Genomic DNA, 13,634 nt, shown 5'->3' with positions numbered 1-13,634 from the left:
CTCAGCATCAGTTGACAAATTAATGACCTTCCTCCAGTCTGCCGTTCAATGAACGAGAGGAGCATCGCGGGAGAGGCATGGCCGCAATCGTCAATCATCAAGGTGAGCGTCCGACGGCCATGGCGCTGTGTTGCGTGGCGACGGCCGCCGCGCTTGCCGCGGCGGATGCCGCCGTCGTGCGTCTCCTTGCGGGTGAGGTGCATGCGTTCGTCATCGGCTTCTTTCGCAGCCTTTTCGGCCTGGTGACCATCGTTCCATTGATCGTGGCGCGCCCTCGAGTCCTGAAGTCCGGCTATCGGCTCCAGCATGCCACTCGCGCGGCGCTGAAGCTTGCCGCGCTCGTATGTTTTTTTATGGCCTTCGCTGCCGCGCCGCTCGCCGATGCGATGGCGATCATGTTCACGACGCCGATCTTCCTGATGCTGGGCGCCTGGCTGTGGCTCGGCGAAAAGCTCACCCCCGGCCTCATCTTCGCGCTCGTGGCAGGCTTTGCCGGCGCCTTGATCATCATCGACCCTGCTGGACATGGCGGCATGGAAGTCGCTCTGCTTCTGGCGCTCGCCGGCGCCGCACTTCAGGCGCTCGTCCAGCTCATGCTGAAGCGCATGTCCGATCTGGATTCCACCGAGACGCTGGTGGTCTGGAACCTGATCGCCACCGTCCCGCTGGCAGCCGTTCCCGCGGCATTCTATTGGACGACGCCCGACCTGCGTGAGTTCGCCTTGCTCGCACTGCAAGGCGCGATGGGCGCTGCCAACATGGCGCTGATGACCAAGGCGTTCAGCATAGCGGATGCATCGCAGATCGCACCCATGGACTTTCTCCGTCTCCCCTTTGTTGCCGTCATGGCGTGGATCCTGTTCGGCGAGGTCGCAGGACTGTCCACCTGGCTCGGTGCCGCGATCATCTTCGCCGCGACGATGATCGTCGTCGGAGGCGGGCGCCTGAAGCGGCGGGTGGCGGAAGATTGAGACAACCTGCCGCAGGTTGGCGGCTACCGATAGCGACGGCTTCGCAGCGCGGCCGGACACGGAACATTGAAAGCGCTGGCTCATCAGGGAGGAGTAGATGAAGGGTAAGAGACTGCTGTTGGGCTTGATGATGACCGCGTCGGCGGCGGCGTCGGCCTGGGCCCAGGAGGCAAAGGACATCACGGTCGTTCTCGATGAAGAAGTCGACCTTGTCGAGCCTTGCATGGCGACGCGTTCGAACATCGGGCGCATCATCCTGCAGAACGTTTCCGAGACACTGACGGAACTCGACGTTCGCAACAACAAGGGGCTGATGCCGCGCCTGGCCGAGAGCTGGGAGGAGGCGAGCCCCGGAACCTGGCGCTTCCATCTGCGCAAGGATGCGAAGTTCTCCGACGGATCCGCCTTTGACGCCGGTGACGTCAAGCACTCGATCGAACGGGCGATGAGCGACAAGATCTCATGCGAAAGCCCGCGCTATTTCGGCGATACCAAGCTGGAAACCAAGGTCGTCGACGACAATACGATCGACATCACCGCGACGCCGGCACAGCCAATCCTGCCGCTGCTGATGACACTGGTGACGATCGTGCCTGCTGAAACGCCGATCGAATTCACGCGTGAGCCGATCGGCACGGGGCCTTACAAGCTCACCGAGTGGAAGGCGGGCCAGAGCATCACGCTTACACGCCGTGACGACTACTGGGGAACCGCGCCGGAGGTGACGAAGGCGACCTACGTGTTCCGTGCCGATCCTTCCGTGCGGGCGGCCATGGTCGCAGCCGGCGAGGCTGACATTGCGCCGCTGATCTCGGAACTCGACGCAAATGACGCGGAGATGGACTTCAGCTACCCCAACTCCGAAACCTTCTATATGCGGCTCGACCACTCGATCCCGCCGCTCAACGACAAGCGCGTGCGCGAGGCACTCAACATGGCGCTCGATCGTGATGCCTTCATCGGCACCTTGTTGCCGAAGGGCGCGATCAAGGCGACGGCAATCGTGCCTCCGACGACACTCGGCTGGAACCCCGATGTGAAGGTAGCGCCCTACGATCCCGAAGGCGCCAAGAAGCTGCTTGCCGAGGCGAAGGCCGATGGCGTTCCTGTCGAAACACCCATCACGATCGTCGGGCGCACCAACAACTTCCCGAACGTGGTGGAAGTGCTCGAAGCCGCCCAGCAGATGTTCGAAGAGGTAGGCTTCAAGACGAAGCTGCAGATGTACGAAGTCGCGGAGTTCGAGAAGCAGTATTCCAAGCCCTATCCGGAAGGCCGGGGGCCACTGCTTGTCGCCGCCCAGCACGACAATGCGCGTGGCGATCCGGTCTTCTCGATGTACTTCAAGTACGACAGCAACGGCCGCCAATCGGGCATCGCCAATCCGGAGGTCGACAAGATGATCGCCGAAGCGACCGCGGCAACGGGCGAGAAACGCGCGGCCGATTGGAAGAAGCTCATCGCCTACCTTCATGACGACGTGGTTGCCGATGTGCTGCTGTTCCATATGGTGGGCTTCGCACGGGTTAATCCGCGCATCGACTTCACCCCGACAATCGCAACCAATTCGCAACTGCAATTGTCGGAAATCCGCTTCAAGTAAGCGGATCCTGAAAGAGGGAGGGCGGCGGCGACTCCGCCCTTCCTACAGCGCCGTGCGTCTTCAGGCGCACAAAAGGTCGCTGTAGCACTTTGATCTACTGCATGTTTCTCAACTCGGCTCCGATGGAGGAACATGCAGAGACAATCGGGAGTAGGACCGATGGGAAAAAAGATGATGAGGCGCGTCGTGTCGAGTTTCTTCTCGCTCGTCGCGCTGGTGGTGATGGTGTTCTTCCTGTCGCGGCTGACGGGCGATCCGGCAGCCTTGTTCCTGCCGATCGATGCGACGCAGGAAATGCTCGATCAATTCCGCGAACTCCATGGGCTGAATGATCCTCTGATCCAGCAGTTCGGACGTTATGTCTGGGACGTCCTGCACCTCGACTTCGGCGACTCGATCCGCAAGGCGCGTCCTGCGATCGAGGTGGTCCTCGAGTCCTTCACCTGGACGCTGCAACTGGCGCTGATCACCATCGCGCTGGTGACCGCGCTCGCCATCACGATCGGCTCGGTCGCAGCCTTCCGGCCGGGCGGCCTGTTCGATCGCTTCGTCTCTCTGGTTTCGCTGATCGGCGCTTCGGCGCCCGATTTCTGGATCGCGATCGTCGGCATCGTCGTCTTTTCCATCACGCTCGGCTGGGTTCCGACATCGGGCACCGGCACGGTGTGGCACTGGATTCTGCCGGTCGCCGTGCTCTTCATCCGGCCATTCGGCCTGATCCTTCAGGTCGTGCGCGGATCGATGCTGACAGCCTTCGGGTCCGCCTATGTGAAGACGGCTCGCGCCAAGGGCGTCGGAAACCGTTCGATCATTTTCGTCCACACGTTGCGCAATGCCATGCTGCCGGTGATCACGGTCATCGGCGACCAGGCGGCGGCGATGCTCAACGGCGCGGTTGTCGTGGAGACGATCTTCGGCTTCCCCGGCGTCGGCAAGCTGATGATCGATTCCATCCTGCAACGCGACTTCAACGTGATTCTTGCGGCGATCATGGTCACCGCGATTGCGATTTTCGTCATGAACCTGCTGATCGACATTGCCTACGCATTGCTCGATCCGCGCCTCAGGACCTGAAGGCCATGACCATGTCCAGTACTTTGCCATCCACGCAGATCTCGACCAAACGGCAAGGCAAGGCGCATGTGCTCCTCGGCATGCTGTGGCGCGACAAGTTTGCGTTCTTTGCGACGGTCTTCCTCATTCTTGCGGTCCTGTGCGCGCTCTTCGGACCGATGTTGCTGCGCGAGGCGGCCGTCTCGCAGAACCTGCGCGCCCGCAACCTGGCGCCGTTTACACTGGATCGGGGCTGGCTGTTCCTGCTTGGGGCCGATGCCCTCGGCAGGCCGCTGCTTGCCCGCATCGTGGTCGCCGCGCAAAACACCTTGATGATTGCCGCCGGTGCGGTCGTCTGTTCCGGCGTCGTCGGTGCGTTGCTAGGCCTCGTTGCCGGTTACGCGTCGGAGCGACTGTCGAACGTGATCATGCGGCTTGCGGACGTGATCATGTCCTTTCCGTCGCTGCTACTCGCAGTGATCGTGCTCTACATGCTGGCGCCGTCGGTCGGCAACATCGTGATCGTTCTCGCCATCACGCGGATCCCCGTCTACCTGCGCACGACGCGGGCCGAAGTCCTCGAAATCCGTCAGCGCATGTTCGTGCAGGCGGCAAAGGTCATGGGGGCCTCCTCGCTGCGGATCGTGTTCCGCCATATCCTGCCCATGGTCGTCCCGACGCTCGTGACCATAGCGACGCTGGACTTTGCCTTCGTGATGCTCGCCGAGTCCTCGCTCTCCTTCCTCGGCATCGGCATCCAGCCGCCCGAAGTGACCTGGGGCCTGATGGTCGCGCAAGGCAAGCAATACCTCACCAACGCCTGGTGGTTGGCGTTCTGGCCGGGCCTGGCGATCATTCTCACGACGCTGTCGCTCAACCTGCTGTCGAACTGGATGCGTGTCGCCCTCGATCCGGCGCAGCGCTGGAGGCTTGAAATCGGAGGCCGCAAGAATGGCTGAGCATCTGCTTGAAGTGCGAAACCTGTCCGTTCAGTTCCACACGGCCGGCGGAACGGTGCATGCGGTGCGCAACATAAGCTGGCATCTCGACCGCGGCGAGACGCTGGCGATCCTCGGCGAAAGCGGCTCGGGCAAATCCGTCTCCGCCTCCGCGATCATGAACCTGATCGACATGCCGCCGGGAGAAATCACCAGCGGCGAGGTCATCTTCGCCGGCATGAATCTGCTTGCCATGTCTGATGACGAGCGCCGCGCGATCAACGGCAAGCGGATCGCAATGATCTTCCAGGACCCGCTCAGCCATCTGAATCCGGTCTTCACCGTCGGCTGGCAGATCATCGAGGTCATGCGCATTCATGGAGTGCCGGCAGATGAGGCGCGCGCGCGGGCGCTCGATCTCCTGAAGCGTGTCGGCATTCCCGCGCCTGAAACGGCGATGCGCAAATATCCGCACCAGTTCTCCGGCGGTCAGCGGCAGCGCCTGATGATTGCCATGGCGCTTGCGCTCAAACCCGACATCGTGATTGCCGACGAGCCGACAACCGCACTCGACGTCACGGTGCAGGCCGAAGTGCTTGCCCTTCTCGGCGAGTTGCAGAAGGAAACCGGCCTCGGACTGCTGTTGATCACTCATGATCTCGGCGTCGTGGCCGACATCGCCGACCGGGTGGTCGTGATGAATGCCGGCGAGATCGTGGAGACCGGGACGCCGGACGAGGTCTATCACAATCCGAAGCACCCCTACACGCGCAAGCTGATTTCGGCCGCTCCCGGCCGGGGTGAGATGCATGAACCGAATGCCACCGGCGAGCCGCTGCTGAAGGTGGAAAATCTCTGCAAATCCTATGGTTCCTTCAAGGCGCTGAAGGGCGTGTCCTTCACGCTGCAGCCGGGAGAGACGATGGCGGTTGTCGGCGAAAGCGGATCGGGAAAGTCGACGCTGGCGCGGGCGCTCCTGCGGCTCGACGAAGCGGACTCGGGCCATGCCTATTGGAAAGGCCGGGACCTTCTGAAAATGCCGGCCAAGGAGCTTTACCAGCTCAGGCGCCAGATGCAGATGGTGTTTCAGGATCCGACACAGTCGCTCAATCCGCGCATGACGGTCTACCAGCTGATCTCCGAGGCCTGGGTCATTCATCCCGAGATCCTGCCGAAGGCGCAGTGGCGCGCACGGGTGGAGGAACTGCTGACGCAGGTCGGCCTTTCGCCCGCCCACGCGGAGCGTTATCCGCACCAGTTCTCCGGCGGCCAGCGCCAGAGGATCGCGATCGCCCGCGCGCTGGCGCTCCGACCCGAACTCATCGTTTGCGACGAGGCGGTCTCCGCGCTCGACGTATCCATCCAGGCGCAAGTGATCGCGCTCCTCGACAAGCTCCGGCGTGAACTCGGCATCGCCTTCATCTTCATCGCCCATGACCTGCCGGTTGTGCGCGATTTCGCCGATCATGTGATGGTGATGCAGGCGGGCGAGTGCGTCGAAGTCGGCAGGGTCAGGCAGATCTTCGAGAACCCGCAGCGCGACTATACGCGCCGCCTGCTCGACGCCGGTCTCGATCCGGATCCGCGGGTCCAGGCCTCTCGCCGCATGCCAAAGGTGCGGGCCGGCGTCGAAGTGGGCTGAGCAATCGCTGGCGACACCGCGAGAACGGGGCCGCGTTACCGCAGGAGGAACGGCTCGTCGAAGAAATGTTCCTCCAGGTTGACGCCTTCACCGCCGCGGTCGATCACCGCGAAATCGGAAACACTCTCCAGCGGCGTCAGGATGCCGTGCCAGACGTTACGGGCTATGTTGACCCCTTGGCCCGGCGCCGTCAGGAAGGCACGCGGTTCGTCGGGCCCATTGGCCGTCTCCTCGGAAACCACGACCAGGAACGGGTTGTTTCCGAGGGGGATGAAGGCCTGGCTCCCAAGCGGGTGGCGCTCCACCATCGTCAATGTCAGGGGCAGGACGTAAGGCTCGCCGCGCACGATGCTGATCATCGGGCGGGCCTTTTCGCCCGCGGTCTCGATCCTGGCGAGGTCGTGATAGCGCATGCACCTCCCGCCATTGATCGGAAAGCTGTGGGCGTTTTCCGTCTCGATGACGTCGCCGAAAGGCGCGAAGGCCTCGCGGGTCAAAGGCTGGATGGCGATTTCCTTCATCTGGTAGCTTCCACGATCCGTCCAAAGACGCACAAGCGGGCCGATCTGCCGCCCGGTCGTCAGCGCATGTCCCTCAGTTTGGCAGCATGTCCTGCAGGCGGAGGAGCGCGATCCTTTCCACCTGCCGGCATGCGGTCTCGAATTCGGCTTCGCGGTCGTTGCCGATCCGGTTCTCGAATGCGGCGAGGATCTCGTCCTTGCGCCGTCCCTTGACCGCCATGATGAAGGGAAAGCCGAACTTTTCGACATAGGCGCTGTTGAGCGTCGTGAATCGCTCGCGCTCGCCATCCGTCAGCGCATCGAGACCGGCCGAGGCCTGCTCGTTGGTCGAGCTTTCGGTGAGGCGTTTTGCCAGGGCGAGCTTGCCGGCAAGGTCCGGGTGTGCATTGAGAACCGCCAAACGCTCCTCGTCAGTGGCGCTGCGAAAGACGTGGACGAGTGCGGCGTGCAGGCCGAGTGCCGTATCGTTGGCAGGCGAAAGTTCGCCGGCGAAGGCGCGTTTGGCAATCCACTTCGAATGTTCGAAGACGCCGCCGAAACGGGCAATGAAGTCTTCTTCGGAAATCCGGGAGGGTCGGTTGTTATCGGCCTCGAAAGGGTAGGCCTTTGCCCAATGGCGGGCAATGTCGATGCGGCGGGCAAGCCAGACCTTCTCATGCCCCTTGACATAATCGAGGAAGCGGGCGAGTGCGGCGATCCGGCCCGGCCGGCCCGCGAGGCGGCAGTGGAGGCCGATGCTCATCATTTTCGGTGAACCGGCGGCGCCCTCTGCGTAGAGAACGTCGAAGCTGTCCTTCAGATAGCTGAAGAATTGGTCGCCGCTATTGAACCCCTGAGCTGTCGCAAAGCGCATGTCGTTGGCGTCGAGCGTGTAGGGAATGACGAGCTGATGCCTGCCGTCGTGCTCATGCCAGTAAGGGAGGTCGTCGGCGTAGGAATCCGAGACATAGTCGAAGCCGCCGGCCTCGGTTACCAGATCAAGCGTGTTTTCCGAGCACCGGCCGGTGTACCAGCCGCGCGGTCGTTCGCCGGTGACGATCGTGTGGAGGCGGATCGCCTCGGCGATTTCGGCCCGCTCCCTTTCGACGCTGAAATCCTTGTGCTCGATCCATTTCAGCCCGTGCGAGGCAATCTCCCAACCGGCCTCCTGCATCGCGGCGACCTGGGCGGGCGATCGCTTGAGCGCCGTTGCCACGCCATAGACGGTGGCGGGCACATCGCGATCCATGAACAGGCGGTGCAGGCGCCAGAAGCCGGCACGGGCGCCATATTCGTAGATCGACTCCATGTTCCAGTGGCGCTGACCCGCCCAGGCTTGCGCGCCGACGATCTCCGACAGAAAGGCTTCCGATGCCGCATCGCCATGCAGCACGCAGTTTTCGCCGCCCTCCTCATAGTTGATCACGAACTGGACGGCGATCCGCGCTCCGTCCGGCCAGACCGCGCGGGGATTTGGGCCGTGGCCGTGAAGATCGCGGGGATATCTCATGAAAGCAGTTCCTCCAGACATTGTCTCTCAGCACAATTCGTAGCGAGAAAGCCGCCGCCTCATTCCCCCCAAAAAATTTGAAAGTCTCGAAGGCTGAGGCCGCTACACAAGCGCATCTCCTCTCCGGATACTGTGCAATGGAAAGCTGACTTCGGGAGGAGCGAACGCATGCAATCTCAAGGTGGAAACGCCGGCCGCCTGACCACCCACGTGCTGGACACGGCAAGCGGCAAGCCGGCCAGCAACCTGCGCATCGAACTCTACCGGTTCGATGGCGAGCGGGCGGAGCATCTCGTCTCCACGAGGACCAACGACGACGGCCGCTGCGATCAGCCGCTGCTTGCCGGCGAGCGCATGGAAAGCGGGACCTACGAGCTGCGTTTCCACGCTGGCGAATATATCGGCCCGGCCGCAGAGCGCGGCGCAAATCCGTTTCTGGACATCATTCCGATCCGCTTCGGGATCGCCGATGAGAAGGCGCACTATCACGTGCCGCTTCTGCTTTCGCCCTATGGCTACTCGACCTACCGCGGGAGCTGACCGGCCATGACCACTGAAATCCGCAACACGATCCGTTTCCTGCTGAACGACCGGCTGGTCGAGCTTGCCGATGTTTCTCCGGTTCAGACCCTGCTCGATTTCCTGCGCATCGACCGCAATCTGCGCGGAACCAAGGAGGGCTGCGCCGAGGGCGACTGCGGCGCCTGCACCGTACTCGTCGGCCGGCTTCTTGGCGGTCAGTTGAAATACGACTCCATCAACGCCTGCATCCGTTTTGTCGGCTCGCTCGACGGCTGTCATGTCGTCACCGTCGATGCGCTCGCTCAGCCGAACGGCCCGCTTCATCCGGTGCAGCAGGCGATGGTCGATACGCATGCCTCGCAGTGCGGCTTCTGCACACCGGGCTTCGTCATGTCGCTCTACGGCCTCTGGATGGAAAATCCGAAGCCGAGCGTTGAGGAGATCGAAAAGGCACTCCAGGGCAATCTCTGTCGCTGCACCGGCTATGCGGCGATCATTCGAGCCGCGGAAGCGGTTTCATCGATTGGCGAGGTCGGAAAAGACCCGCTCGTCGCGGAGCGTGAAAATATCGCCAGGCAGCTTGCCGCGCTTCGGGATGGCTGCCGGGTCGTGATCGGCAAGGAGGCTGAGCGCTTCGTGCTGCCGGCCTCTGTCGATGACTTTGCCGCCGTCCTCGAATCCGATCCCAAGGCGACGATCGTTGCCGGCTCGACCGATGTCGGTCTCTGGGTGACGAAGTTCATGCGCGACATCGCGCCGGTGATACACATCTCGCATCTCGAAGAGCTGCGCCGGATTTCCGTCGATGGCGACGCCATCACGCTCGGGGCCGGTGTCAGCTATACCGAAGCATATCCGATGATCGTCGAGCACTTCCCGCAGATGCGGGAACTCTGGGATCGGATCGGCGGCCAGCAGGTGCGCAACATGGGCACCGTCGGCGGCAACATCGCCAATGGTTCGCCGATCGGCGACACGCCGCCGGCGCTGATCGCGCTCGGCGCGTCGGTGACGCTGCGCAAGGGCGCACGGCGTCGGACCCTGCCGCTCGAGGCTTTCTTCGTCGAATACGGAAAGCAGGATCGCGAACCCGGCGAATTCGTCGAAACCGTCCGCATCCCGTTCCTCGATGAAGGGGCCCGCTTTGCCGTCTATAAGGTGACGAAGCGCCTGGACGAAGACATTTCCGCTGTTTGCGGTGCCTTTCGTGTGACGTTCGATGATCAGGGCAAGATCGCCGACGCGACGGTCGCTTTCGGCGGAATGGCCGGCACGCCCAAGCGCGCCTCAAAGGTGGAGGCGGCGCTCAAAGGGGCGGATTGGACCGACGCCACGATTGAAGCCGCCGTTGGCGCGTTTGCAGAGGATTTCACGCCACTGACCGATTGGCGCGCCTCGGCCGAATACCGCATGCTGGTGGCGAAGAACCTGCTCCGCCGCTTTTACCTGGAAACGCGGGAAGCCGGACGCGTCCGGCTCGATCGCGCCGTCGCCGTCGCGGTTTAGGGAGGTTTGAGCCATGAATGTGATGCAGCCCATCGACCGCATCCGCGGTGGCGTTCACGAGAAGGAAAAACACGAATCGGGCCACAAGCATGTCTCGGGCACGGCCGAATATATCGACGACATTCTTGAGCCTGCCGGGACATTGCACGCCTATCTCGGCCTTTCCGCCCGGGCGCACGCGGAAATCCTGTCGATCGACTTCGCGGATGTGAACGCCAGCGCCGGCGTCGTCGGCATTCTGGCGGCGGACGATATTCCCGGCGAAAATGACATCAGCCCCGCGCACAAGCATGACGATCCGGTTTTTGCGACCCGCAAGGTCGAGTTTCATGGCCAGCCGATCTTCGCCGTGATCGCGACATCGCGCGATGCCGCGCGACGGGCGGCGGCAAAGGTCAAGATCGACTATCGCGACCTGCCGCATGTTACGGACGTCAAGGAGGCTGTGGCGGCGAATTATCCGCTTGTGATCGACCCGCTGAAGCTCGAGCGCGGCGACATCGATGCCGGCTTCGCCAAGGCAAAGAACGTCGTTCAGGGTGAGATGCGGATCGGCGGCCAGGATCATTTCTACCTGGAGGGCCATATTTCCTTCGCGATCCCCGGCGAGGACGACGAAGTAACCGTCTACGCCTCGACCCAGCATCCGAGCGAGACGCAGCACATGGTCGCCCAGGTACTGGGCGTGCCCTCGAACGCGGTGACGGTCAATGTCCGGCGCATGGGCGGCGGCTTCGGCGGCAAGGAGACGCAGGCGAACCTCTTTGCGGCGGTCGCTGCTGTTGCCGCGCGAAAATATCGCCGGGCCGTCAAGATCCGCCCCGACCGCGACGACGACATGACGGCGACCGGCAAGCGCCACGATTTCCATGTCGACTACAAGATCGGGTTTGACGATGAGGGCCGGATCGAGGCGGTCGACGCCGTCTTTGCCGCGCGCTGCGGCTTTTCGGCAGACCTCTCCGGTCCGGTGACGGACCGCGCACTTTTCCATGCCGACAACTGCTATTTCTATCCGAACGTCCGGCTGCGCTCGCGGCCGATGAAGACCAATACGGTGTCGAATACCGCCTTCCGCGGTTTCGGCGGACCGCAGGGCATGGTCGGCGGCGAGCGGATGATCGAGGATATCGCCTACACGCTCGGCAAGGATCCGCTCGAGATCCGCAAGCTTAACTTCTATGGTGGCGAGGGCCGCAACCTGACGCCCTATCACCAGATGGTGGAAGACAACATCATCGGGCGGATCATCGAGGAGCTCGAAACCTCGGCGGACTATGCCGCTCGGCGTGAGGCCGTTCTCGCCTTCAACCACGAGAATCATGTGATCAAACGCGGCATTGCGCTGACGCCGGTGAAGTTCGGCATTTCCTTCACCAAGACGGAGTACAACCAGGCCGGCGCTCTCGTCCATGTCTACACCGACGGCTCGATCCATCTGAACCATGGCGGAACCGAGATGGGGCAGGGGCTCTACACCAAGGTCGCCCAGGTCGTGGCCGACGAATTCCAGGTCGACCTCGACCGGATCAAGGTGACCGCGACCTCCACCGGCAAGGTGCCGAACACCTCGGCGACAGCCGCCTCGTCCGGCTCGGATCTGAACGGCATGGCAGCCGCTAATGCCGCCCAGCAGATCAAGGCGCGGCTCGTCAGCTTTGCGGCGGAACGCTTTGGCGTCAGCGAAGCGGACGTCGCCTTCGAGCCGAACGTGGTGCGGATCGGCGCCGAGCGCGTTTCCTTCCATGATTTCATCAAGATGGCCTACACGGCGCGCGTTCAGCTTTCGGCTGCCGGCTTTTACAAGACGCCGAAGATCCACTGGAACCGCTCCGAAGGCCGCGGTCGGCCGTTCTACTACTACGCTTACGGCGCCTCCTGCTCCGAGGTCAGCGTCGACACGCTGACCGGCGAATACCAGATCGATCGTACCGACATCATCCACGACGTCGGCAAGTCGCTCAATCCGGCGCTCGACCTCGGTCAGGTGGAGGGCGCCTTCGTCCAAGGCATGGGCTGGCTGACGACCGAAGAACTCTGGTGGGATGCGAAGGGCCGGCTGCGTACCCACGCGCCATCGACCTACAAGATCCCGCTCGCCTCCGACCGGCCGCGGATCTTCAACGTGCGCTTGGCCGAATGGTCGGTTAACCGGGAGGAGACGATCCGCCGCTCCAAGGCGGTCGGGGAACCACCCTTCATGTTGGGCATTTCCGTTCTAGAGGCTATATCAATGGCAGCGGCGAGTGTCGCGGGATATCGTATCCCGCCGCGGATCGATGCCCCGGCGACGCCCGAGCGCGTGCTGATGGCGATCGAGCGGCTGCGCGGGAACGTAGCAACGGAGACAACGCGGTAGCATTGAATGCGGCGCATGGCCGGCCGGACGTCGAGCCATGCGCGGAAGCAGGAACCACGAACATGCTGGCGAGCAGAGAGGATATCCGAGCTTTCTTGAACCGAGAAGCGCTCTCGATTCTCGTCGAGGTGGCCGTCGCGGCCGGCTCGACCCCTCGCGATACGGATGCCTGGATGCTCGTCTCGAAGGATCGCACCTTCGCCACGATCGGCGGCGGCCAGCTGGAATATATGGCGATCGATCACGCGCGGAAGCTCCTCCAGGGAGCGAGCGCGGATTACGAGCTGACGATCCCGCTTGGCCCCGAGATCGGCCAATGCTGTGGCGGTCGCGTAGCGCTCGCCTTCAAGGCGGTCGACAGGCAAACCCAAGCGGCACTGATCGAGCGCAGCGATCGCGAGATCGCCCGGAGGCCGCATGTCTATGTCTTCGGCGCTGGCCATGTCGGCGATGCACTCGCCATGGCGCTCTCGTTGGTCCCGGTCCGAACCATCCTCGTCGATACGCGCGAGCAGGAGCTTTCGGCTGTCCATGTGCCCGGGATCGAGACCTGCCTCACGGCGATGCCGGAGGCGGTGGTGCGCGATGCCCCGGCGCGAAGCGCTTTCGTCATTCTCACCCACGACCATGCGCTGGATTTCCTGATCGCCGCCGAAGCGCTCGGTCGCGAGGATGCCTGCTACGTCGGCATGATCGGCTCGAAGACCAAGCGCGCCACGTTCAAGAGCTGGCTTTCGCGGGAAATAGAACGTCCGGAGCTTTTCGACAGGCTCGTCTGTCCGATCGGCGGGACGGCGGTCAAGGACAAGCGGCCGGCCGTCATCGCCGCGCTTGCCGCCGCCGAAATCATCACGGCCGCCCTGAACCACGATCACCCGAAAGACGATGCACCGTCGCGCAAACGGCGAAAGCCGGTCAGGGCGTGAGGCAGGTCAAACGGGGTTCTCGCTCTGCGCGCCAGGCCGAGGCCGGATGGCGCAATTAGCGCATCGGCCCGAAAATCGGACCCGATTTTCGGAAAGCACGATGC

General features: G+C 62.9%; 11 protein-coding genes. 9 read left to right on the top strand and 2 right to left on the bottom strand.

The features are described from left to right. Positions 1-77: 77 nt before the first annotated feature. From GHK62_RS17695 to GHK62_RS17675, 5 genes are all read left to right on the top strand, one after another. Entirely contained in the window at positions 78-971 is an 894-nt protein-coding gene (locus GHK62_RS17695; protein WP_153440466.1) for a DMT family transporter, read from the top strand. Between the two features lie 97 nt (positions 972-1,068). Next, entirely contained in the window at positions 1,069-2,574 is a 1,506-nt protein-coding gene (locus tag GHK62_RS17690; protein WP_153440465.1) for an ABC transporter substrate-binding protein, read from the top strand. A 159-nt stretch (positions 2,575-2,733) separates the two neighbouring features. Further along, on the top strand, positions 2,734-3,648 hold the full coding sequence (locus GHK62_RS17685; protein ID WP_153440464.1) for an ABC transporter permease: 915 nt from the start codon (positions 2,734-2,736) through the stop codon (positions 3,646-3,648). A gap of 11 nt (positions 3,649-3,659) precedes the next feature. Then, complete coding sequence (locus tag GHK62_RS17680) at positions 3,660-4,586, top strand: ABC transporter permease (RefSeq protein ID WP_234886944.1); 927 nt, start codon at positions 3,660-3,662, stop codon at positions 4,584-4,586. Further along, the gene (locus GHK62_RS17675; protein ID WP_153440462.1) at positions 4,579-6,207 is read left to right on the top strand and encodes an ABC transporter ATP-binding protein; all 1,629 of its coding nucleotides are present in this window, start codon (positions 4,579-4,581) and stop codon (positions 6,205-6,207) included. The genes GHK62_RS17680 and GHK62_RS17675 overlap by 8 nt, the downstream gene beginning before the upstream one ends. Positions 6,208-6,242: 35 nt before the next feature. Here the strand turns inward: GHK62_RS17675 and GHK62_RS17670 are convergent, their stop codons facing one another. Together GHK62_RS17670 and puuE are read right to left on the bottom strand one after the other, a co-directional pair. Then, complete coding sequence (locus GHK62_RS17670; RefSeq protein ID WP_153440461.1) at positions 6,243-6,728, bottom strand: ureidoglycolate lyase; 486 nt, start codon at positions 6,726-6,728, stop codon at positions 6,243-6,245. A gap of 73 nt (positions 6,729-6,801) precedes the next feature. Beyond that, positions 6,802-8,217 carry an allantoinase PuuE gene (puuE, locus tag GHK62_RS17665; protein ID WP_153440460.1) on the bottom strand — a complete coding sequence of 472 codons (1,416 nt, stop codon included), beginning with the start codon at positions 8,215-8,217 and terminating at the stop codon, positions 6,802-6,804. Between the two features lie 168 nt (positions 8,218-8,385). On the opposite strand from puuE, the gene uraH reads away from it, so the two are divergent. The 4 genes from uraH (at position 8,386) to xdhC (ending at position 13,530) form a co-directional block, all read left to right on the top strand. Continuing rightward, the gene (gene uraH, locus GHK62_RS17660) at positions 8,386-8,757 is read left to right on the top strand and encodes a hydroxyisourate hydrolase (RefSeq protein ID WP_153440459.1); all 372 of its coding nucleotides are present in this window, start codon (positions 8,386-8,388) and stop codon (positions 8,755-8,757) included. A 6-nt stretch (positions 8,758-8,763) separates the two neighbouring features. Further along, the gene (xdhA, locus tag GHK62_RS17655; RefSeq protein WP_153440458.1) at positions 8,764-10,245 is read left to right on the top strand and encodes a xanthine dehydrogenase small subunit; all 1,482 of its coding nucleotides are present in this window, start codon (positions 8,764-8,766) and stop codon (positions 10,243-10,245) included. A gap of 13 nt (positions 10,246-10,258) precedes the next feature. Then, entirely contained in the window at positions 10,259-12,604 is a 2,346-nt protein-coding gene (gene xdhB / locus GHK62_RS17650) for a xanthine dehydrogenase molybdopterin binding subunit (protein ID WP_153440457.1), read from the top strand. Positions 12,605-12,669: 65 nt separating this feature from the next. Then, positions 12,670-13,530 (top strand): xanthine dehydrogenase accessory protein XdhC, encoded by an 861-nt coding sequence (xdhC, locus tag GHK62_RS17645; RefSeq protein WP_153440530.1) that lies wholly within the window; start codon positions 12,670-12,672, stop codon positions 13,528-13,530. Positions 13,531-13,634: the final 104 nt, after the last annotated feature.

It is taken from the genome of Sinorhizobium terangae, assembly GCF_009601505.1.
In the GTDB taxonomy this organism is placed as follows: Bacteria; Pseudomonadota; Alphaproteobacteria; order Rhizobiales; family Rhizobiaceae; genus Sinorhizobium; species Sinorhizobium terangae.
Note: the sequence above shows the minus strand (reverse complement) of the source record. Positions and strands in the feature narration are given on the sequence as shown.